Source organism: Halosegnis longus (assembly GCF_009663395.1).
Classification (GTDB): domain Archaea; phylum Halobacteriota; class Halobacteria; order Halobacteriales; family Haloarculaceae; genus Halosegnis; species Halosegnis longus.
In genome coordinates this window covers 1,122,953-1,143,750 of sequence record NZ_QKNW01000001.1, presented here as the reverse complement: position 1 = coordinate 1,143,750, position 20,798 = coordinate 1,122,953, and the positions used below count along the sequence as shown (strand labels likewise).

General features: G+C 63.9%; 15 protein-coding genes, 3 tRNA genes and 3 rRNA genes. 5 read left to right on the top strand and 16 right to left on the bottom strand.

Features of this window, described 5'->3' with window-relative positions; translation table 11 throughout:
* Window positions 1-38: 38 nt before the first annotated feature.
* From DM818_RS06235 to DM818_RS14915, 7 genes are all read right to left on the bottom strand, one after another.
* The gene (locus DM818_RS06235) at window positions 39-1,226 is read right to left on the bottom strand and encodes an MFS transporter (RefSeq protein ID WP_075937590.1); all 1,188 of its coding nucleotides are present in this window, start codon (window positions 1,224-1,226) and stop codon (window positions 39-41) included.
* A gap of 75 nt (window positions 1,227-1,301) precedes the next feature.
* Window positions 1,302-1,664, bottom strand: coding sequence for a NifU family protein (locus DM818_RS06230; RefSeq protein WP_075937591.1), 363 nt, complete (start codon window positions 1,662-1,664; stop codon window positions 1,302-1,304).
* 46 nt (window positions 1,665-1,710) lie between these two features.
* The gene (locus DM818_RS06225; protein WP_075937592.1) at window positions 1,711-2,034 is read right to left on the bottom strand and encodes a DUF5783 family protein; all 324 of its coding nucleotides are present in this window, start codon (window positions 2,032-2,034) and stop codon (window positions 1,711-1,713) included.
* A gap of 149 nt (window positions 2,035-2,183) precedes the next feature.
* Window positions 2,184-3,602: a DHHA1 domain-containing protein gene (locus tag DM818_RS06220; RefSeq protein ID WP_123123589.1), complete on the bottom strand. Its 1,419-nt coding sequence runs from the start codon at window positions 3,600-3,602 to the stop codon at window positions 2,184-2,186.
* A 51-nt stretch (window positions 3,603-3,653) separates the two neighbouring features.
* Window positions 3,654-3,727 (bottom strand) — tRNA-Lys (locus DM818_RS06215).
* A gap of 48 nt (window positions 3,728-3,775) precedes the next feature.
* Window positions 3,776-4,432 (bottom strand): DUF7119 family protein, encoded by a 657-nt coding sequence (locus DM818_RS06210; protein ID WP_153952451.1) that lies wholly within the window; start codon window positions 4,430-4,432, stop codon window positions 3,776-3,778.
* Window positions 4,433-4,487: 55 nt separating this feature from the next.
* A complete protein-coding gene (locus tag DM818_RS14915) occupies window positions 4,488-4,643 on the bottom strand; it encodes a hypothetical protein (protein ID WP_172977294.1) in 156 nt (51 codons plus the stop codon).
* Window positions 4,644-4,882: 239 nt separating this feature from the next.
* On the opposite strand from DM818_RS14915, the gene DM818_RS06205 reads away from it, so the two are divergent.
* From DM818_RS06205 to DM818_RS06195, 3 genes are all read left to right on the top strand, one after another.
* Window positions 4,883-5,215, top strand: a complete 333-nt coding sequence (locus tag DM818_RS06205) for a hypothetical protein (protein ID WP_075937595.1) — start codon at window positions 4,883-4,885, stop codon at window positions 5,213-5,215.
* A gap of 86 nt (window positions 5,216-5,301) precedes the next feature.
* A complete protein-coding gene (locus DM818_RS06200; RefSeq protein ID WP_075937596.1) occupies window positions 5,302-7,089 on the top strand; it encodes a nitrite/sulfite reductase in 1,788 nt (595 codons plus the stop codon).
* Between the two features lie 342 nt (window positions 7,090-7,431).
* Entirely contained in the window at window positions 7,432-7,713 is a 282-nt protein-coding gene (locus DM818_RS06195) for a DUF6360 family protein (protein WP_075937597.1), read from the top strand.
* Here the strand turns inward: DM818_RS06195 and DM818_RS06190 are convergent, their stop codons facing one another.
* From DM818_RS06190 to DM818_RS06160, 7 genes are all read right to left on the bottom strand, one after another.
* Window positions 7,714-8,943, bottom strand: coding sequence for an MBL fold metallo-hydrolase (locus DM818_RS06190; RefSeq protein WP_153952450.1), 1,230 nt, complete (start codon window positions 8,941-8,943; stop codon window positions 7,714-7,716).
* A gap of 170 nt (window positions 8,944-9,113) precedes the next feature.
* Window positions 9,114-9,187: transfer RNA gene (locus DM818_RS06185), tRNA-Cys, on the bottom strand.
* A gap of 137 nt (window positions 9,188-9,324) precedes the next feature.
* Window positions 9,325-9,446, bottom strand: a 5S ribosomal RNA gene (rrf, locus tag DM818_RS06180).
* A 114-nt stretch (window positions 9,447-9,560) separates the two neighbouring features.
* Window positions 9,561-12,472, bottom strand: a 23S ribosomal RNA gene (locus DM818_RS06175).
* A 186-nt stretch (window positions 12,473-12,658) separates the two neighbouring features.
* Window positions 12,659-12,730 (bottom strand) — tRNA-Ala (locus tag DM818_RS06170).
* A gap of 136 nt (window positions 12,731-12,866) precedes the next feature.
* A 16S ribosomal RNA gene (locus DM818_RS06165) occupies window positions 12,867-14,333 on the bottom strand.
* Together the 16S, 23S and 5S rRNA genes with 2 tRNA genes alongside form the textbook arrangement of a ribosomal RNA operon.
* 828 nt (window positions 14,334-15,161) lie before the next feature.
* Window positions 15,162-15,482, bottom strand: coding sequence for a non-histone chromosomal MC1 family protein (locus DM818_RS06160; protein ID WP_172977293.1), 321 nt, complete (start codon window positions 15,480-15,482; stop codon window positions 15,162-15,164).
* A 173-nt stretch (window positions 15,483-15,655) separates the two neighbouring features.
* Here DM818_RS06160 and DM818_RS06155 point away from each other — a divergent pair, with 173 nt between their 5' ends.
* Window positions 15,656-15,853 (top strand): hypothetical protein, encoded by a 198-nt coding sequence (locus DM818_RS06155; protein WP_075937600.1) that lies wholly within the window; start codon window positions 15,656-15,658, stop codon window positions 15,851-15,853.
* 41 nt (window positions 15,854-15,894) lie between these two features.
* On the top strand, window positions 15,895-16,950 hold the full coding sequence (locus DM818_RS06150) for a quinone-dependent dihydroorotate dehydrogenase (protein ID WP_153952449.1): 1,056 nt from the start codon (window positions 15,895-15,897) through the stop codon (window positions 16,948-16,950).
* Here the strand turns inward: DM818_RS06150 and pheT are convergent.
* Together pheT and pheS are read right to left on the bottom strand one after the other, a co-directional pair.
* Window positions 16,947-18,644 (bottom strand): phenylalanine--tRNA ligase subunit beta, encoded by a 1,698-nt coding sequence (gene pheT / locus DM818_RS06145; RefSeq protein ID WP_153952448.1) that lies wholly within the window; start codon window positions 18,642-18,644, stop codon window positions 16,947-16,949. The two genes, DM818_RS06150 and pheT, sit on opposite strands and share 4 nt — an antisense overlap.
* A complete protein-coding gene (gene pheS, locus DM818_RS06140; RefSeq protein WP_153952447.1) occupies window positions 18,644-20,152 on the bottom strand; it encodes a phenylalanine--tRNA ligase subunit alpha in 1,509 nt (502 codons plus the stop codon). The genes pheT and pheS overlap by 1 nt, the downstream gene beginning before the upstream one ends.
* Window positions 20,153-20,798: the final 646 nt, after the last annotated feature.

The following is a 20,798-nucleotide window of genomic DNA, read 5'->3' as shown; positions in this document are numbered from 1 at the left end:
ACGGAGAGCCAAGGTCGTTGTGATACCGACGAAACTCCCTACCGGTCGAACGTGTCCGACCCCCCCGTTTCGAGTCGAAGCAAGAAGGGTAACAACACGAGCGCGAGCAGTATCTCCGCCCCGCCGGCCACCCGAAACGCGGTGGTGTAGTCGAACTGAGTCGCCAGTCCACCGCCGACGACGCTGCCGGCGAGGAAGCCGAGCGAGCCGACGATGTTGAACCCGCCCGTGGCCGTGCCGCGCTCGTCGGCGGGCGCGATATCGTTGACGAGCGCGAGTGTCGCCGGCGCACACAGCGCGCCGAAGGCCCCGACCAGTATCATCGTCCCCGCGACGGCGGTCACGGAGGGAGCAAGCGAGACGGCGACGATGACGACCCCGTAGGCGAACGAGCCGGCGGCGATGGGACCGACCCGGCCGACGCGGTCAGAGAGCACGCCGAACGGATACTGGAGAAGTGCGAACGGGAGGAAGAAACAGCCCAACAGCGCGCCCGTCGCGGCCGGGTCGAGCCCGAACTCCGTCTGGAAGTAGTCGACGCCGACGAGGGCGAAAAAGCCCGCCGTGAACCGGTCGGCGAAGCCGAAGGCGAACGGGACGGAAAGCGTCGGCTCGTCGGCCAGCGATCGCGCGACGGCGAGCAGTCGGCTCCCCGTTCCACCGCCCGCGGTCGCCTGCTCCCGGAGTCGGAGGCCGGCGAGCGCGACGACGACTAACAGCCCGCCACCGACCGCGAGCGGAACGCGGGGACCGAGCCGGTAGAGCTGGCCGCCGAGTGGCGCGCCGAGACCCGTTCCAAGCCCGATAGCGATGCCCGCCGCACCCATGTTGCGGCCGTTGCCGCCGCCGAAGTCCATGAGCGTCGCGATGGCGAGCGAGAACGCGCCGATGGTGAACGCGCCGCCGACGAACCGCACGACGAGGACGAGCCAGAACGGAATCGAGGGAGCGAACGCGAGCGCGACGTACGCGAGCGCACCACCGGCCGCGCCCGCGGAGATGAATCGGCCGCGTTCGCCGGCGCGGTCCGACAGCGCTCCCCAGACGCCGGCGAAGAGAACGAAGCCCGCAAACTCCGCGGCGAGGAAGGGCGTGCTCGCGTCGAGTTCGCCGCTCCCGCCGAGCGATTCGACCAACTGCGGAACGCCCGGATACAGGAGCACCTGCGAGAACAACACGGTGAACACGACCGCCGCGAGCGCGAGTCGGTCACTGCGTCGGGTCACGTGTCCCCTCCGTCGGGCAGGTGGTTAGCTCCACTGCTGTCGCTCACAGCGGGTGAAAACACGAAGGAGTCGGCGTTAGAAGGGAGCCTGCGGGCCTTCGTCGTCTCCGGACGACGAGCTTTCACCGGGGAACGACGGCGAGACGTTGCCACCGCCCATGCCGTCGCCGGCACCGGAGGCCGCTCCCGTCTCGGCGTGCACCGTCGAAATCTCGGGGATTTCCTTGGTCATCCGGGACTTGATGGCCTGAATCGTCATCGGAGAGATGCCACAGCCGGAACAGGCACCGCCCAGTTGGATGGTCACCGACCCCTCCTCGCGGTCGATGTTCTGGATGGCTGCGCTCCCGCCGTGCATCTGAATCTGCGGGAAGTTGCGGCGCAGGAAGTTCGTGATACGGTCGTTCAGGTCGTCGCCGTCGGCAGACTCCGTGCTCATACACTCTCTTGTTTGCCACCACGCTTAGGCCTTGTCCCTGCGTGTGCTAGGGCTGCTCGACCTCGAAGAGCCGACACAGTTCGGTCTCGATGGTGGCGGTGTACTCCTCCAGCAGTTCGGCCAGCCGGTCGTCGTCGATGTCGACGACGCCGTCGATGCGCGTCTCGGGGTCGGCGGGGAGTTCGATGTGGAACTGGCCGTCCTCGAAGACGGGTTCGGACTCGTTGAGGATGGTCTGGTCGATGGCGTGGACGTAGGTGGAGTCGTACTGCTCGTTCATCGTGTTGAACGCGCTCTTGTACGCCTGCTGGAGCTTCGGGAAGAAGTCGACGTACTTCTGCTCCTCGAAGGTGGCCGCGTCGAGACTCATTTCCTCACACTTGCTCGCTCGAACCAAAAACAGCCGGATTGTGCGCTCTCCGCCGGCGACGCTGTTCGCCGCCGATTCGACCCCTCTGCTTCCCGTCGAATCCGGCTTCAGTCGGTCGGTTTATCTCGAATCGAATCACTTTCACTGTGCTATCCGAGCTGGTCGCCGACGATGGCGTCTGCGCGGTCGATGAACTGTTCTTCCTCGCCGGCCGGAATCGTCGCGCCGGCGGCAACGTCGTGGCCACCACCGCCACCGCCGACCGCTTCGCTCGCCTCACCCATCACGACCGACAGGTCGAGCCCCTGCCGGACGAGCGCACCCGTCCCGCGAGAGGAGACCTTCGTCTCCGTCTCGCTCTCGCGGGCGAAGGCGACGACGGGCTTCGCGCGGTCGACGCCGTCGACGCCCATCGACATCCCGGCGACGATACCGACGATGGTGGCGCGAATCTCATCGCCGGCGTCGAACCACTGGAGGTTTCCGGCGTCGGTGACGCCGTTGTCTTTCACCCACGTCAGCCCCTCCGAGAGGTTCCGACGGTGGGTGCGGAGCAGTTTCCGGGCGGTCTCCAGCGCACCGGTGCGGTCGCCCAGACAGACGGCGAGACCCACGTCGGCGCGGTCGTACCGGGCCGTCGCGTTGAGCAGGGTGGAAAACTCGGAGGCGTCACGGAGTTCCGTCCCCTCGGGCTCGTCGGTCAGGGTGTAGGTGGTAGCGACGAGCCGCTCGATTTTCGAGGCCGGAACGCCCCGAGAGACCGCGTGGCGGACGAGCGCGCTCGCGACGCTCTGGCGCTCGTCGTCGGTCAGGTCCACCCACCGTTTCCACTCCTCGTCGTCGTCGCGACACGCAACGTCGAGTCCGTCGAGAAACTCAACCGCACCCGAGTAGGAGTTCGAGATGCCGGGAACGTAGGTGTCGGTGGCGTACTCCAGTAGTTTGGGGAGCGGACGGGTCTGTTTGCCGTAGACGGCGAGGTCCTTCGCCTCGGCGAGAGCGCCGGCGGCGACGCCCTCCTCGACGAGGGCGGCGTTCGCGCCGTGGAGTTCACCCCCGGAATCCTGCATGTCGCCGACCGCGCCGACGACCGCCGTCGCGGCGAGGTCGCGGTTGTCGACGCCGTCGCGTTCGAGCGCCCGGGCGAGCACGTACGCCGCCCCCGCACCCGAGAGTTCGCGGGCACCGTTCAGCCCGACGAGCAGCGGGTTCAGATGGAACTCGGTGTCCGCGTCTGCGGGCTGGTGGTGGTCGGCGATGATCGGAGTGAACGCGCCCGCTCGTTCGTGTGGGACGATATCGTCTAACTGCCCCGAGCCGAAGTCGGTGAACAGAACCGTCTCGTGCTCTGTGGCCGCAATCCGGTCGATGTGTTCGGCGTCCAGCTGCTCGAAGAACACCTGTTCGTGTTCGATACCCGCGCGTTCGAGGGCGGTATCGGCGACGGCGGCGCTCGTCAGTCCGTCGGCGTCGATGTGGGAGGCGACCAGCACGCTCTCGGCGGCGTGGAGTCGGTCGGCACAGGCCGTGGCCGTCTCTGCGAGTTCGGGAACCGGCGCGGTACTCATCTGGCGAGAGTTGTTCGGCTTCGGGGATAAACTACCGGCTCGAAGTCAGGACGGGCCGAATGGGATTTGAACCCATGGCCGTCTGGTTAAAAGCCAGACGCTCTGCCGGGCTGAGCTATCGGCCCTGCAACACGGTAGGACAATCTCGGGGTAAATAGTTTCGATGCGCGCGGTCACTCGAAGTACGTCGACAGCGCTTCCACGACCACGTCGTCGGGGTCGCGGTCCGACAGAGCCGCCGTCCGGCGGAGCCGTCGGTACAGGTCGGCGGGAAGCGATAGCTCGATGCGGCCGAGTTCGACCCCTGCGTCGGCCAGTGCGGCCTCGACGGTCGCCCCGTCGTTGACCACCGAGGCGACGGTACGCACCTCACGCACCGTCAGCCCGTGGTCGAGGACGGCCCACGCCAAGAGAAAGCGCGCCTCGCCCGAGAGGCGGGCGATGTGTTTGGCCGCGGTCGGAGCGATTTCGCCGAGCGCGACGTACCGGCGCACCGACCGCGGCAGGTCGTGGACGCGCGCCCACTTGCGGATGAACGAGACGGTCGCCTCGCCGCCGGCGCGCTCGGCGGCGGCCTTGTACGACCCCTCGCCGCGAACGAGTGCAGCACACGCCGCCGCACCACGGAGCATGTAGACGTTGTCAGCGCCGCCGGCGGTGTTCTCGGCGAAGCGCCGAACCACGTCGGCGGCCTCGGCGAGACTCTCAGCGTCGGTCGGGTCGAAGCGCGCGGCGTCGTCCGTGACGTTCCGCCGGATGACCGGCTCGCCGACCGGCGACGCGCGGCTCGCCGGGTCGGTCTCGGTCGAGGGGCCCTCATCCGGTGTCATTCACTCACGGGTAGCAGGGCCACTATCAAAAATCCCGCCTGCGAACGGAGCGCAGTCACTCGTCGTCGGCGTCGGACTCCTCGGCCTCCTCCCGCTCGCTCGTGTGCTCCCAAATCTCGGTACAGCCGCAGCCGTCCTCGACGCTGTCGAGGTGGCTCGTGTCGACGTCGTCGTATCGGTCGGCGCGGCTCTCTTCGTCTGTCTTACTCATGACGCTCACCACTGGTACTCATTGAACGACTCACTGTGTAGTAGAAGGCACCACCACACCATAAGCACAGCTACGAACATAACACTCTCCTGTGCTGCCGGGTCGCGGATTTTGTTGCTTGTTTCTGTGTCGGCGGAAGCGGGTCGAAACACGGAGACTGCGGGCGGATATGCACGCATCCGGCGTCACCACGGCGTCACGAACGTCGTGTTTACGCCCGTCGGGGCGTTCTGGTGGGTATGGTCACCGCAATCCACCAGCTCGACGACGGCGCGTGGGTCAGCGTCAACGACAGCCGCGAGGTGAACGTCTCTGACCTCTGGCAGCTCGCGCGCAGCGACATCTGCGACTGCGAGCCGACCGACTTCCTCGCGGAGGGGTTCGTCGAGGTGAGCGTCGCCTGTGGCCGCGTCGAGGCCCGTATCGCCGGCCAGTGTATCGGCTGCGGCACCGACGGGGTCACCGACTGGCTCGAACTCGGCCGGGCCGACCCCGACACCGGCGAGTTCCGGTCGGTCGTACCGAGCAGCGTTCACGTCCCGGACAGACGCCGGCGACTCGCCACGGAATAGTAGGCAATTGTTGCTGGTTTACTGGAGCAGGGGGGAGGCTTGACGGAGCGCGTGGCATCTATAGGCGTGAGGGACATGGCAGTACTATGCCGACGAAAGTCGAGGGTTGGAAAGACGAAGCCTACGGGAACGAGGTTCGCGAGCGTATCTACGAGTTCGCCGAGGAGGGCTGGGAATCGATTCCGGACGACGAACACGACGCGTGGTTCGAGCGCTTCAAATGGTGGGGACTGTACCACCAGCGGAAGGGCCAAGAGAGCTACTTCATGATGCGAATCGGCACGCCAAACGGCGTGCTCGAGCCGGGCCAGCTGGAGGTCGTCGCCGACGTGGCCGACGACTTCGCCCGCGGCCCCGCCGACAACCCGGAGTTCGGCGGCGCGGTCTGTGACTGGACGACACGTCAGTCGATTCAGCTCCACTGGATCAAGCTGGAGGATATTCCGGAGATCTGGGACCGGCTCGAATCGGTCGGCCTCTCCACCCAGCAGGCGTGTGGTGACTCCTGGCGGAACATCGTGGGCTGTCCCGTCGCCGGGAAGGACAAAAACGAGTTCATCGACGCGTGGCCCGTCGCCGAGGAGCTCAACGAGACGTTCAAAGGCAACGACGACTACGCGAATCTCCCGCGCAAGTGGAAGGTCTCCGTCACGGGCTGTTCTGAGGGCTGCGGTCAGGGCGACATCAACGACCTCGCCTTCGAGCCGGCGGTGAAGGTCATCGACGGCGAGGAGACGAAGGGATTCAACATCCGCGTCGGCGGCGGGCTCTCGCGCAAGGAGCCGCGACTCGCCCGCTCCATCGACGTGTTCGTCACGCCGGAAGAGGCACCCGACATCGCCGCGTCGTGTTCCGCGCTGTTCCGCGAGCACGGCGACCGCGAGAACCGCTTCAACGCCCGCATCAAGTTCCTCGTCGACGAGTGGGGCACCGAGAAGTTCCGCCGCGTCCTCGAAGAGGAGTTCGTCGATGGCGAACTCCGGACCGCGGGCGAGGACCTCCGCGACGAGTACACCTACAACGCCGGCCACAACCACGACGACGGGGAGGGCCACGCCGACCACGTCGGCGTCCACGAGCAGCCCGACGGCAACTACTACGTCGGTCTCTCCGTGCTCGTCGGCCGGATGTCCGCCGAGGAAACGCGCGAGCTCGCCCACCTCGCCGATGAGTACGGCTCCGGCGAGGTCCGACTCACGCAGCGACAGAACGTCATCGTCACCGACGTGGACTCCGACCGCATCGACGAGTTCCTCGAGGAGGACTTGCTGGAGTACCACTCCCCCGAGCCGGGCGTCTTCATGCGCGGCTCCATCGCCTGTACCGGCACGGAGTACTGCTCGCTGTCCATCGTCGAGACCAAAAACCGGATGGTCCGCTACGGCCGCTGGATGCAGGACAACATCGACGTGCCCGAGGGGATGACCAACTTCCACACCCACCTGTCGGGCTGTACGGCCTCCTGTGCCCAGCCGCAGATCGCCGACGTGTCCCTGCGCGGGATGAAGACCCGCAAGGACGGCGAGCCGGTCGAGGCGTTCGACATCGGTCTCGGCGGCGGCCTCGGCGAGAATCCGCAGTTCGCCGACTGGGTCGAGATGCGCGTCGCCGCGGACGAGGTGCCCGGCTACATCCAGAACCTCGTTGACTTCTTCGCGGACGCCCGCGAGGACGGCGAGAGCTTCCGCGAGTTCATCGCGCGCCACGACGAGGAGGCGCTGAACGGACTCGTCGAGCCGGAAGAGACCAGCTACACGGACCCGTACATGCACAACACGAAGATGACGTGGTATCCGTACGCCGAGGACGACGACATGGGTTCCAGTCCCGCGCCGACGAACGGCCAGGGCGAACCCCTCCCCTCGGACGACTGAGGACGCCCCTCGATTTCTCTCTTCGCTCGCGTTTTCGCTTCCACAGTCGCAACGCTGTCGACGGCTGCCCGTTCTCCCGTGCAAACAACCGAGGCAGTGGCCTGACGCACCGCGCCCGTGGCGCGTGTGCGTCGCGGGGGAGGGTTGGGCGCGCGGTCGACAGACCGCGAGCCAGCGAGCGGGAGCAACACAACCGCCGGCGGTCGCAGTGCTGTCTTTGGGGCCAAGCGATCAGGTCTGTCACGGAGTCGAGGACGGAGCCAGCGCGTGACTCACCGACAGCGACGCGAGGACGATGGCCAGAGACGCCACGCTTACGCCGGGCACCCACCAACGGAGCGTATGGCAGACCGAATCATGCGCGTCAACGCGTACACGACGCTGGACCTCGTGGACGCCGAAGCCGAGGGCCACGACTTCGACGAGGAGGCGTACGCCACGGTGAACGTCACCTCACCCCGAAAGAACCCCGACCACGTGGAGTTCGCACTCGAACTCGACAACACCACGCTCGAAACGCTCGACACCCACGCCGACCGGCTCCGGCTCACCCCCGAGCAGGCGCGCACGCTCGCTGCGGCGCTCGAATCCGAGGCCGACGCCGTCGAAAACGCACAGCAGTAGCTATAGCTGTATCGTCGCGCCGAGTTCGGGCGCGCGCGCCGCGTAGCCGTCCTCGCGTAGTTCCGCCGCGAAAGCCACACACCGATCGCCGTGGTTCACGAGAACGGTGCTGTCCTCGTAGCTCGACAGGAACGAGCGAAGTCCGTCGTGGTCGGCGTGTGCCGAGAAGTCGAAGAACTCCCGGCGGGCGGACGCGCGGAGCTGTCGCCCGTCGATGTGGGCGCTTCCACGTTCCAACAGCTCACGGCCGGGCGTTCCCTCGACCTGATACCCGGAGAACGCGACCAGATTCAGCGGCGAGTCCGCGATTGCGGGCACGTACGTCATCGCCGGCCCGCCGTTGAGCATCCCGCTCGTCGTGACAATCACCGTCTGTTCGTCCGCGATACGGCGGCGCTGTCCGTCACGGCCCGTCACCACCCGAGCATTGGTTCGTGCACCGCGGAGCGCATCCACGTCTCGGACGTACGCCGGATGACGGGTGAGCATATCTAACACCTCGACACCCATCCCGTCGACGTAGGTGTCGAGACCGTGTGCGTTACACACGAGCAGAACTTCCTGAGTGCGCCCGATGGCGAAGGCGGGGACGACGACCGTCCCCCCGCGGACGGTGGTCTCGCGGAGCGACTGGACGAACCGCTGTTCGACCGAGTCGCGTCGGTCGTGGGCCACGTCGGAGTACGTCGATTCACAGATCACCACGTCCGCGTCCGGACGTGCGCTGGTTCCGGAGACGAGCCGCTGGTCGTCGGTGTGGAAGTCGGCGGTGTACAGGAGTCGCGTCTCGCCGTCGTCGACGAGGACGTGGGCACTCCCCGGGATATGCCCCGCGTCGTAGAGGGTGATTTCGTAGCCCGCAACGGTGAACGGCTCTCGATAGCTGTGTTCGACGGACTGCTCACCGAGTCGCGCAACGTCGTTGTCCGTGAACGGACACCGCGGCGTCCCGCCGTGGAGCTTGAGCGTGTCACGTGCAAGCAGTCGGGCCAGTTCGTGCGTCGGCGGTGTCCAGTGAATTGAGGGCGGAGCATCACCTGAGAGCAGCGCGGGCACACCGCCGACGTGGTCGAGATGGCCGTGCGAGACGACGACCGCCTCCGGCGTGCAGTTGAGGGGCCACGACGGTGGCGTCGTCGGCTTCGCTCCGTAGTCGAGCAACAGCGTCTCGTCGACGAGGACCGCACTCCGGCCGACCTCCCGTGCGCCACCGAGGAAGTCGAGTTGCATACGGACGCTGCGGGCGGCACACGCTTTGACCCGTCGGTCCCGGTGTCACTACTCAAAACGCGAGACTCGGGGCTGTGAGTGTGGCCACTGCGGCGTTCAGGGGTTGAAACGAACTCAAGAGCCTGTTGTGACCGCGGCTGGTCGCGTTGGATATCGAGGGGAGGGGAGAAAGCCAAGGGCCGGATTCGAACCGGCGTGTAGTCGCTCTGCAGGCGACCGCGTAAGGCCACTCTGCCACCTTGGCGCAGATGAGGGTAACGTACTCCCGTGGTTAAGTATAGCGGTCCGGCGAGCCAGCGGCTCGCCGGTCGGACGTGCGGCATCGCCGCACGGTAAATGAAAAAAGCCCACCAGCACAATACTGGTGGGCTTTGAATGAATGGCAGGCGGCGAACCGGATTTCCCAGAGACTCGCGTACTCCAGTACTCGCCGGAACGCTGGCGGGCTTATCTTCCGTGTTCGGGATGGGTACGGGAGTGACCCCGCCGCTATGGCCGCCTTAATGCCGACTCGTGGAATCGAACCACGATGAAGACCATCGTCGGTGGGTAGCTAACCAAATGTGTGCGTGCAATCCAGTAAACGCCTGGACCCGTTCACGGGTCTCAGTGCGATGATTGAGTGGCTTCGGTCATTAGTACTCGCGGGCTGAACACCTCGTTGCCTCGGTGCGTACACCCCAAGTCTATCGATCTCGTCTTCTACGAGCGACCTCAGCGGAGCCTCTTTTCCAGGTGGGTTTCGAGCTTAGATGCGTTCAGCTCTTACCCCGTGTGACGTAGCTGCCCGGCAGTGCCCTCTCGGACAACCGGTACACCAGTGGTCACCATTCGTAGTTCCTCTCGTACTATACGAACGTTCCCGTCAGGCTCCGAAACACCCCCAGTAGATAGCAGCCGACCTGTCTCACGACGGTCTAAACCCAGCTCACGACCTCCTTTAATAGGCGAACAACCTCACCCTTGCCCGCTTCTGCACGGGCAGGATGGAGGGAACCGACATCGAGGTAGCAAGCCACGCGGTCGATATGTGCTCTTGCGCGTGACGACTCTGTTATCCCTAGGGTAGCTTTTCTGTCGTCCATGGCCCGCATCGGGCAGGCTCATGGGTTCGCTAGACCACACTTTCGTGTCAGCGTTCCTCGTTAGGAAGAACACTGTCAATCCATCTTTTGCTCTTGCACTCTTCTTCGGGTTCCCGACCCGAATGAGATGGACTTGGGGCGCGCTCGATATCATTTCGAGCGCGTACCGCCCCAGTCAAACTGCCCGGCTACCGGTGTCCTCCTCCCGGAGTGAGAGTCACAGTCACTGACGGGTAGTATTTCATTGATGGCTGGGTGGCCCGCTGGCGCGGGTACCTCTGTAATGCCTCCTACCTATGCTGCACATCAGCGACCATGTCTCAGCGACAGCCTGCAGTAAAGCTCCATAGGGTCTTCGCTTCCCCCTGGGGGTCTCCAGACTCCGCACTGGAACGTACAGTTCACCGGGCCCAACGTTGGGACAGTGACGCTCTCGTTGATCCATTCATGCAAGTCGCTACTGAAGCGACAAGGTACTACGCTACCTTAAGAGGGTCATAGTTACCCCCGCCGTTGACAGGTCCTTCGTCCCCTTGTACGGGGTGTTCAGATACCTGCACTGGGCAGGATTCAGTGACCGTACGAGTCCTTTCGGATTTGCGGTCACCTATGTTGTTACTAGACAGTCGGAGCGTCCGAGTCACTGTGGCCTGCTTATTTCCTAAGCAGGCATCCCTTATCGCGAACTTACGGGACTAACTTGCCGAATTCCCTAACGTCGGTTGTTCCCGACAGGCCTTGCCTTTCGCCGGCATGAGCACCTGTGTCGGATCTTGGTACGGACTCTATACTCGTCTTTTCACGGGCCCTAGGTTGGACCGACTTACGCTATCCTGCCGTTCTTCCGCTTCGTGCCATTACGGCTTCCACGGAGTTGGACAGTTCGACCGCGCGAAAGCGCGGCTCGGTTGACCCCAAGGCGTCGACTTCTGTTGTATAGAGGCGTTGGAATATTAACCAACTTCCCTTTTGTCACTCTCGAATTACGAAGTGACTTAGGACCGGCTAACCCTCAGCTGAGAAACATTGCTGAGGAACCCTTGCTCATTTGGCCGTCGAGATTCTCACCCGACTATCGCTGCTACTATGACCAGGATTTTCTTCACCGATCGGTCCACTCGAACTCTAGTCCGAGCTTCCGCCCAATCGGAGTGCCAACCTACACGAGCATCCTACAACGGATGCGGTCAGGTCTCGGTGGTGGATTTGAGCCCCGATCATTTTAGACGCCCCAAACCTCGGCCGGTAAGCTGTTACGCTTTTCTTAGAGGGTAGCTGCTTCTAAGCTCACCTCCCGGCTGTCTAGGGCTCGGGACCATCTTCAATCGCACTTAATCCACACTTGGGGACCTTAACCCGACTCTGGGTTGTCTCCCTCACGCCGTACAGGCTTACCCCGCACGGCGAACTCCCTGCGTCAACGGCGTCCGTGAGTTCGGAGTTCGACAGGAAGGCAGACTCCTCTCGGAGTCCGCGCTTCCAATCGGTCGCTCTACCCCACGAACTACCTCAGCAGAGGTAATGCTTCGACATTTTTCGGTTGGAACCAGCTGTTTCCAGATTCGATGGGCCTTTCACCCCTACACACAGGTCACGGGAGGGTATTGTAGGACACCAACCCTAACGGACCTCCACGTAGCTTTCGCCACGCTTCGTCCTGCCCGCGCGTAGATCATCTGGTTTCGGGTCGTATCCGTTTGACTCCCCGCGCTTGAACACGGCGGCCCTGGCAATGCTGCGGCCTTGTCGGTTTCCCTACGCCTGCCCGGATTCTCCGGTTAGACTCGTCAAACAGATACACTCCCTGGTTCGTTTTTCAAAACGCACGACGGAACATCGGCTCCTCTCGGTTCCTACTGCGGGTTCGCACCCGGGTCGTTTCCTGAGAGGCCTTGTATGCCCCGTCGCTCAATCGCCACCTGATTTCAGGCCCTATTGCACCTCCCTTCTCGGGGTGCTTTTCAGCGTTCGTTCACACTACTTGTTCGCTATCGGTCTCAAGTTGTACTTAGTCTTGGCAGTCGATGCCTGCCGTAATCCCGAGGGATTTCCAACCCCCGGTACTCTGGTACTGACACACAATTTACCACACGACGATACGGGTCTATCACCCTGTATCGAGCTCTGTTCCAAGAGACTTCTCGTCGAGCGTCAATTGCTGAAAGTCAGTCCGAACACCACATTGGCCGAAGCCTTCGGTTTGGACTGTGTCGCGTTTACTCACCGTTACTAACGACGTCACATTCGTTTTCTCTTCCTGCTCCTACTGAGATGTTTCAATTCGGAGCGTTCCCCATTGCGCGAAGCAATTGCGAGAGGATTCCTATTCGGAGATCCATGGTTCTTCGCCTCCGTGCGGCTCCCCATGGCTTATCGCAGCTTGGCACGTCCTTCATCAGCGCTTGAGCCGAGCCATCCACCAGGCGGCACAGTAGCCACGATCACTGAGCACAGTGAACGGGTCCAGTGAGCGCCTGGATTGCACGTACACACGGTATCATTCGCAGCGCCTGGGTGCAACCCCAGTGCGTGCATCTACCCTTCCCACCCGCGCTTTCACGGAGTGGTGCATCGGTCGTACATCGGACGAATACGGTGACCCATATAAGGGGCACGATTCGTCTTGTACATGGACCCACGGGGATTCGAACCCCGGGCATCCTCCTTGCAAAGGAGGCACTCTACCACTGAGCTATGGGCCCAACTCGACCGCGACGGCCCGCTAACGAACGTAGCGGACAGCCGCAATCGTAGCCCTGATGGTTCCAAGGTGCCCGGTCGGCGTCGCCGACCGAACCCACGAAGGTGGGCCAGAGCAGAGCTCTGGTCCCGGTCTTTAGGAGGTGATCCAGCCGCAGATTCCCCTACGGCTACCTTGTTACGACTTAATCCCCCTTGCGGAGCCCAGATTCGACTGTCGCATGACAGCCTCATCCGGACCCCACTCGGGTGATTTGACGGGCGGTGTGTGCAAGGAGCAGGGACGTATTCACCGCGCGCTTCTGACACGCGATTACTACCGAATCCAGCTTCATGCGGACGGGTTTCAGTCCGCAATCCGAACTACGACCAAGTTTAGGAGATTAGCTTCGCCTCTCGGCGTCGCATCCCATTGTCTTGACCATTGTAGCCCGCGTGTTGCCCAGCTCATTCGGGGCATACTGACCTACCGTTGCCCGTTCCTTCCTCCGTCTTAGCGACGGCAGTCCCCCTAGTGTACCCAGCCATCGCGAGATGCTGCTGGCAACTAGAGGTGCGGGTCTCGCTCGTTGCCTGACTTAACAGGACGCCTCACGGTACGAGCTGACGGCGGCCATGCACCTCCTCTCAGCAGCGTCGAGTAAGGTCGTCAACCTGACTGTCATTACTGCTGTCGGAGCTGGTGAGATGTCCGGCGTTGAGTCCAATTAAACCGCAGGCTCCTCCGGTTGTAGTGCTCCCCCGCCAATTCCTTTAAGTTTCATCCTTGCGGACGTACTTCCCAGGCGGCTCGTTTCTCGGCTTCCCTACGGCACAGCGCAGGCTCGTAGCCTGCGCCACACCTAACGAGCATTGTTTACGGCTAGGACTACCCGGGTATCTAATCCGGTTCGAGACCCTAGCTTTCGTCCCTCACTGTCGGATCCGTCTTCCTGAGGCGCTTTCGCCACCGGTGGTCCGTCCAGGATTACAGGATTTCACTCCTACCCCAGACGTACCCCTCAGGTCTTCCGGTCCCAAGCCACGAGGTTTCCGCCGGACGCCTACTGGTTAAGCCAGTAGATTTCCCGACGGACCTACGCGGCCAGCTACGGACGCTTTAGGCCCAATAATATCGGCCATCACTCGGGCTGCCGGTGTTACCGCGGCGGCTGGCACCGGTCTTGCCCAGCCCTTATTCGTGTACCACCTTACGGTACACAAAAGCGTAGGCTCTATGCCTACGCACTCGGTGTCCCCCTATCGCACTGGCGTGCAGTGTAAAGGTTTCGCGCCTGCTGCGCCCCGTAGGGCCCGGAATCTTGTCTCAGATTCCGTCTCCGGGTTCTCACTCTCATGACCCGTACCGATTATTGGCACGGTGAGCCGTTACCTCACCGTCTACCTAATCGGCCGCAGCCTCATCCTATGGCGCCGGAGCATTTGACGCTCCCAGCATTCAAGCTCGGGAGCGCTATCAGGGATTAGCCACAGTTTCCCGTGGTTATCCCAGTCCATAGGGTAGATCGGCCACGTGTTACTGAGCAGTCTGCTACGTTAGACGTACAACTCGCATGGCTAAATCGGACACCGATAGCAATAGCCTCCGGCAGGATCAACCGGAATGTCTCCCCTGGTGGGGAGGGTTAGGCGGGAACACATTCTAACGAATGTGCATGAATCGCTATCTGTATATGTGGGATCGGTCGGTGACACCATACCGGGTGTCACCGAACCATCAGGGCTAACATCAGATTCGATCGTGTACGGCGGACCGCAGGGGTCGAATCCTCATTTCCTTCGGGAACTAACTGTACTTCGCGACAGGGTATAAACCCTGTGAAGTACATCGCCCCGGGACGAGTCGACCGTCGAAGGCCGACTCAATCACGTCGTGTGCATTCCATCCGAGCGCCCTGTTACGTATAAGGGCGTCGGATTGGATGCGTGCTGTCACAGCCCATCGGAGATGGGTGCGAGCGTATCCAATTCGAGCGGCCGTTCGTACATAAGGGCGTCGGATTGGAGTAGGGCCGTTTCCCGCCGAAGGCGGGGCGACCTCTTATCCAACCCGAGTCGCCTGTTACGTATAAGGGCGTCGAATCGAGCTTGTCTTCGCGACCCGACCGAGTCGGACCGCGGACCACCGAAACGGTGGTCAGCGAGCGGGGCAGGCCTCGGCGGCCTGCGCCACGTCGTTCACATTTCATTTGATGGGAGTTGTACACTTAACCCCGTCGTCTCGACCCCGCCACGTCATGCGGTTTCACGCCACCCGATGTGTGTACAACAGGGCAAGATAGCCGCGGCTCGCCGTGTAGAGTGTCGCGCGGCTGGAGGTCGGACCCTCATCCCACGCTCGCACGGTCGGTCGGGCCGGATGAGTGCCGCGCACACGTCTGTACGCGCGGACGGTCTATACGTGTCGTGATTCCACGGAGAAAGAGAGCCGCACTAGATCTCGTCGAGATGCTCGATACCCTGCTTGGAGACGTTCGCCTCCGTGATATCGTCGGGCATCCAGTCGGGCTTATCATCGGGAGCGTTCTCCTCCCAGGCCCAGCCCTCGTAGATGTGTACCTTGGTCGTTCCCTTCTCGCGCAGCCGCAGCTCCGTGCGGTCGGCCGCGTCCTCGCTGCTGGCCGGCGTGAGCCGACGGGCAGCCTTGAGGGCAGCCTGTCGCGGGGTGCGTCCGGAGAAGACACTACTTTCCTCGCCGCTCGACTCGCGCAGTGCGAAGTTCCGCTTGTCGTCTGCCATAGTTGTTACCTCCATGTGAGATGTGAACAGGGTGTATCTTAAGCGTATCCCCGGAATCGGGTGACAGCACCCGATTCTCGCGGTGGTATCGGAGCCGACCACCGGGGACGGAGACACGGACAGCACCGACCGTGCGCGACCACGGTACACTTATGTGTCTCGTGGCGGGAATCACAGCCAACACCGCGATGGTTCGCAAGAAGAAGCTCTCTCCGAGTGGCGCCAAAGACGAGAACGGCGAGTACCACAACGTCCACGTGAATCTCCACGAGGACGAGCTCGCCGTCGCCGGACTTGACATCGGAGACGAGGTGTTCGTCCGGGTTCGCGACGGGAAGATAATCATCCAGAAGGCGGACACCGACGACGTCGAACACGACTTTTAACGACCGCATCGCCTTTCTCGCTCCGTCTCTCGCATACATTCGTGAACCTCTACGACCTCGTGAAGCCGGCGCTGTTCGCGCTCCCGGCCGAGACCGCCCACCGGCTCGGTCACGCCGTCCTCGAATACGGACAGGAGACGCGGCTCGTCGACCCCGTCGCGGACCGGCTCACCGTCACCGACTCGCGGCTCGAAGTCGAGGCGTTCGACCAGACCTTCCCGAACCCGGTGGGCGTCGCGGCGGGCTTCGATAAGAACGCCGAGATTCCGCCCGCTCTCGCCGCGCTCGGCTTCGGCCACCTCGAGGTCGGCGGCGTCACCGCCGAACGGCAGCCGGGAAACTCCAGACCCCGAATGTTCCGACTCCGCGAGGACCGCGCCATCGTCAACCGCATGGGCTTCAACAACCACGGCGCGGACACCATCGGCCCGCGGCTCGCCGACACCGACGTGGATGTTCCGGTCGGCGTCAACATCGGGAAGTCGAAGTCCACGCCGTTGGCGGAGGCGGCCGACGATTACCTCTACTCCTTCGAGCGCACGCGCGCGGGCGGCGACTACTTCGTGGTGAACGTCTCTTCCCCGAACACGCCCGGACTCCGCGAGCTACAGGACCGCGACCCGCTCGAGGAGATTCTCTCCACCCTCCAGGATGCCGGGGCCTCTCCCCTGCTCCTCAAGCTCTCGCCCGACCTCGCCCCCGAGGCCGTCGAGTCGGCACTCGACGTGGTGAACGACCTCGGCCTGGACGGCGTCGTCGCGACGAACACGAGCGTTCGCCGCCCCGCGTCGCTCGAATCGCCGAAGTCGGTACAGGAAGGCGGGCTTTCCGGTGCACCGATCGAGGGCGAAGCCACGGAGATGATACGGTTCGTCGCGGAACGGACCGACGTGCCCGTCGTCGGCGTCGGCGGTATCGCCGACGCGGAAGGAGCCTACGAGAAGATTCGCGCGGGCGCGAGCGTGGTCCAACTGTACACCGCCCTCGTCTACGAGGGACCGACGGTCGCGCGCGACATCAATCAGGGGCTGCTCGACCTGTTGGAGCGTGACGGTTTCGATTCTATCGAGGACGCGGTCGGCGCTGACCTCGCTTAACGGAGCGCCGTGAGGTCGAACTCGAAGGCCGTGACCGGCACTTCGAGGTCGTGTTCGACGAGCACGCGGGGGTGGAGTTCGCCCACGACCCCGACCGGCTCCCCGTCGATGACGACCGACGCCGCGCGGCCGTCGATAAAGGAGGGGTGTGTCGTCGCCGGCGTCTCCAGCTCGACGCCGAAGTTTCGAGCGATCGTCTGGAGTCGTGCCTTCGCGTCCTCGTACGACGAGTCCGCGCGTGCGAGCGCGCCCGCGACCGTGCGCCGTTCCGCGACGCCGCTCGATTCCGCGTCGTCGCGCGCGGCCGCGAAGCCGACCTCGGCGATGTCCTGCGGATACGCCCGGTGGGTGTTGTTCTCTAGGACCATCGCGAGCGACGGGAGCGCCCACGTCCGGAGCATCGTGTAGTCCTCGCTGTACGGTCCCTCAATGTGGACCGGACGTTGCCCGCCGAAGGCGTCACTTCCGGGGTCGACGCCCATCCGCTCGTAGTTCTCCCGCTCGGAGATCATGTGGAAGTTCAACAGGTCCTCGAAGCCGAGTCCGACGAGCGTCTCGCGGGCGGCCCGCTCCAACTTCGAGCGGTCGTGGCGGCCCCCGACCGTCGACACGTCGGGATACCGCGGTTCGAGGTCGTTGAAGCCGTAGGCGCGACCCACGTCGTCCACCAGGTCCATCGGGTGGAGCACGTCCGTCCGGTAGGGCGGAATCTCCACCTCGTAGCTCCCGTCGTCGTGTTCGACGCCGAGTCCCGACCGCTCGAACAGGTCGATGGTCTCCTCGACCGCGAGGTCGATACCCAGCGTCGACTCGATGCGGTCGTGTGCGACCGACTTCGTCCGCGTCTGGAGGTCCGGGCGAACCGTCTCGCGGTCCGGGTAGGCGATGTCGACCTCCTCGATGCGGCCGCCGCGGGCGTCGAGCGCGTAACAGACGATGGCGAGCATCCGGTCGATGGTCCACTGGTCGGTGCCCGTCATCTCGACGAGGAGGTCGCGCGACCCCTCGTCGACCTCCGTCCGCTTTCCGTTGATGACCGGCGGGAACGAGAACAGCCCGATATCGTCGTAAATCGCCGGGTAGCTCTCGTACTCTGCGACGAGGTCGGCGTACGTCTCGCCGACGGGGTGGTCCTCGAGCACGTCTGCGGGCGTCATCTCCGTGTCGGCATCGAGCGGCACGAAACTGTCGCCGTCCGGGTCGATACCAGTATAGGTGATGGTCTTCCCGCGGTCGTCACCCTCGAAGGCTCCGCCTTTCACCATCGCGAGGTCGTGGACGCCGATTGCGCCCTTCGCGCGCTTGCGCCCCATCGTCGCGTGGAGTTTCTCCTGTAGCTGGATGAGCGACTCCAGTTTCCCCTCCGTCATGTCGACGCCGCGGACGACCGCGGCGGTCACGTACGGTCGGTCCTCTGGCACGTCCTCCACCTCGACGCGCCACTCGGCGTCGTTCGTCGAGGGGACGTAGACGCCGCGCACGTCGCCGTACTGGTAGCGGAGCGACCGCGCGATACCCTCGACGGAGAGCCGGTCGAGGCGGTCGGGAGCGAACTCCAACTGGAACTCCCCGTCTTCGGTTTCGCCTTCGAACTCCAGGCCGAGTCCGAACAGGTCCGATTGCAGCTCCTCGTCCGACTTGTCGTGGCCCGCCAACTCTCGTAGCTCGTCGGGGTCGATTTCGACGACGGGCATTACGCGAGCACCTCCACGTTCCGCAGCAGGTCGAGGTCACACAAGGTCCCGTGTACGTCGCGGATATCCTCGAACCCGTACATGAGCATCAGGAGTCGTTCGAGCGCGAGTCCCCACGCCATCACGTCACACTCGACGCCCAGCGGCGAGAGCACCTCCTCGCGGAAGATACCCGAGTTCCCGATTTCGACGATTTCACCCGTCGTCGGATGGGTACCGAACAGCTCGAAGCTCGGTTCCGTGTACGGATTGTAGTGGGGCTTGAACTCGATGTCCGTAATCCCGAACTGGGCGTAGAACTCCTCGAAGGTGCCCATCAAATCGCGCACGGAGAGGTCTTCGGCCATCACCCACCCCTCGATTTGGAAGAACTCCAGCAGATGCGTCGCGTCGAGGGTGTCGTTGCGATACACCTTCTCGACGGAGAAGAACCGCTGTGGCGGCTCGAGGTCGCCGATTTCCTCGCCCGAGAGATACCGCATCGACAGCGAGGTGGTGTGACCCCGGAGCGCGACCTCCTCGGCGAACTCACGCGACCACGGCGAGTGATACCCTTCGCCGTCGGGACCAACGCCGTTGCGGTGGGCGTCCTCCACCCGACCCACGAGGTCGTCCGGGAGGTCCGTCATCGGGTCGGTGTCGAGGGTGAACCGGTCCCAGTGGGTGCGCGCGGGGTGGTCCTGGGGCATGAACAGCGCGTCGTTGATCCAGAAGTCGGCGTCGGCGTGTGGCCCCTGCATCTCCTGGAACCCCATCCCGACGAGGGTGTCCTTCACCGACTCGGCTGTCTGTCGCAGGATGTGCGTCTTCCCGCCGGTGACGGGTTCGGCGTCGGCCTCGACGTTGTACTCGGCGAACTCCACGTCCTCCCACTCGCCGGAGGTGAGCAGCTCCGGCGTGAGCTGGCCGACCGTCGCTGCCGTCTCGACGCCTTCCATGAGCGCCGTCACGCCGTCGTCGGTGAGCGTGACGAACCGGTTGGTCTGCTCGCGCCGTTCCACGAGTCCGCGCTCGACGAGTCGGTCGACGGTGTCGTCGTCGAGACCGTCGGCGTCGTCGTCCGCGATAGCATCGAGCGCCGCGCGCTCGGCGTCGGAATCGACCTCTGCGTCGGCGTTCACGGACAGTTCGCCCGAGTCGATGGAGCCGAGCCCCTTGCGCGCGAAGTTCATCAGAGCGATATCGACTTCGGGGCCTTCGAGTCCGGAGGCACCGACGACCTGTCCCATCGGGACGGGGTCGTCTGCTGCGCCGGCGTCGGCCGCGGCGCGGTAGAGTCGAAGCTCCGGGAGCCCGTGCGCGCGGTACTGTTCCCCCTCGTCGGTGAGTTCGAGCGACACCTCGACGCGTTCCTCGATGGCGACGAGCCCGTCGGCTTCGAGGTCGAAGGCGGCCCCGGTGAGCGTCTCGGGTTTCTCGTCGGTGTCGGTGGCGAGCTGTTCGATTGATTTGGCGTCGGTCGCGCTCGCGGATTCGAGCAGGGCGACCGCGGCGTCGGGTAGCTGCATCTGATTGTTCGTGTCTGTGACCCTGCGTCAGTTAGCGGTTCCGACTGTGTGGGCTGGATTGTGGTGTTCGGGGAACTTTCGCTGGTGCGGTGGTGTTTCGTTCGACCTCGATAATCCCGCGACCACTCTCATTGCTTGGTCTCGGGACCGGCACGGTGTTGGTTACGATGAGTTCGACAGCACCGCGACCACCCTCGGTGCTTGGCTCAGGGGAAACCGCACCGCGACCGCACCAACCTTTCCCCACGACGCACACGCTCGCACGGCGAGCGGTGCGTCAGGCCACCGCCTTGGCTGCTCAATCGAGCGACGCAGTGCGGTGGCGTGGCCCGAGCGCGCTTGTCGCGCGAGTCAGCGCGAGGTCGTCGCGAGGGCACCGAGCGACGGCTTGTCAGAGCGTGCTCTGACAGTGGACGAGCGAACGCAGTGAGTGAGTCGGTTGGGGAGGCTCGTGGACGGTACTGTCGGGGGGACTGAAAGGGGTCCTGAAGTCTGCCGTGGCAGACTTCAGGGTCAGCAAGACGCGCAGCGTCTTGCCCAGACGGGCGTGTCGCGTCCGCGTGGTCGGCTCCGTGACCACTATCGGGAGCGAGCAACGCGAGCGACCGATATGTCACGGAGCGACCGCGACACGCCCGGGGCTTTG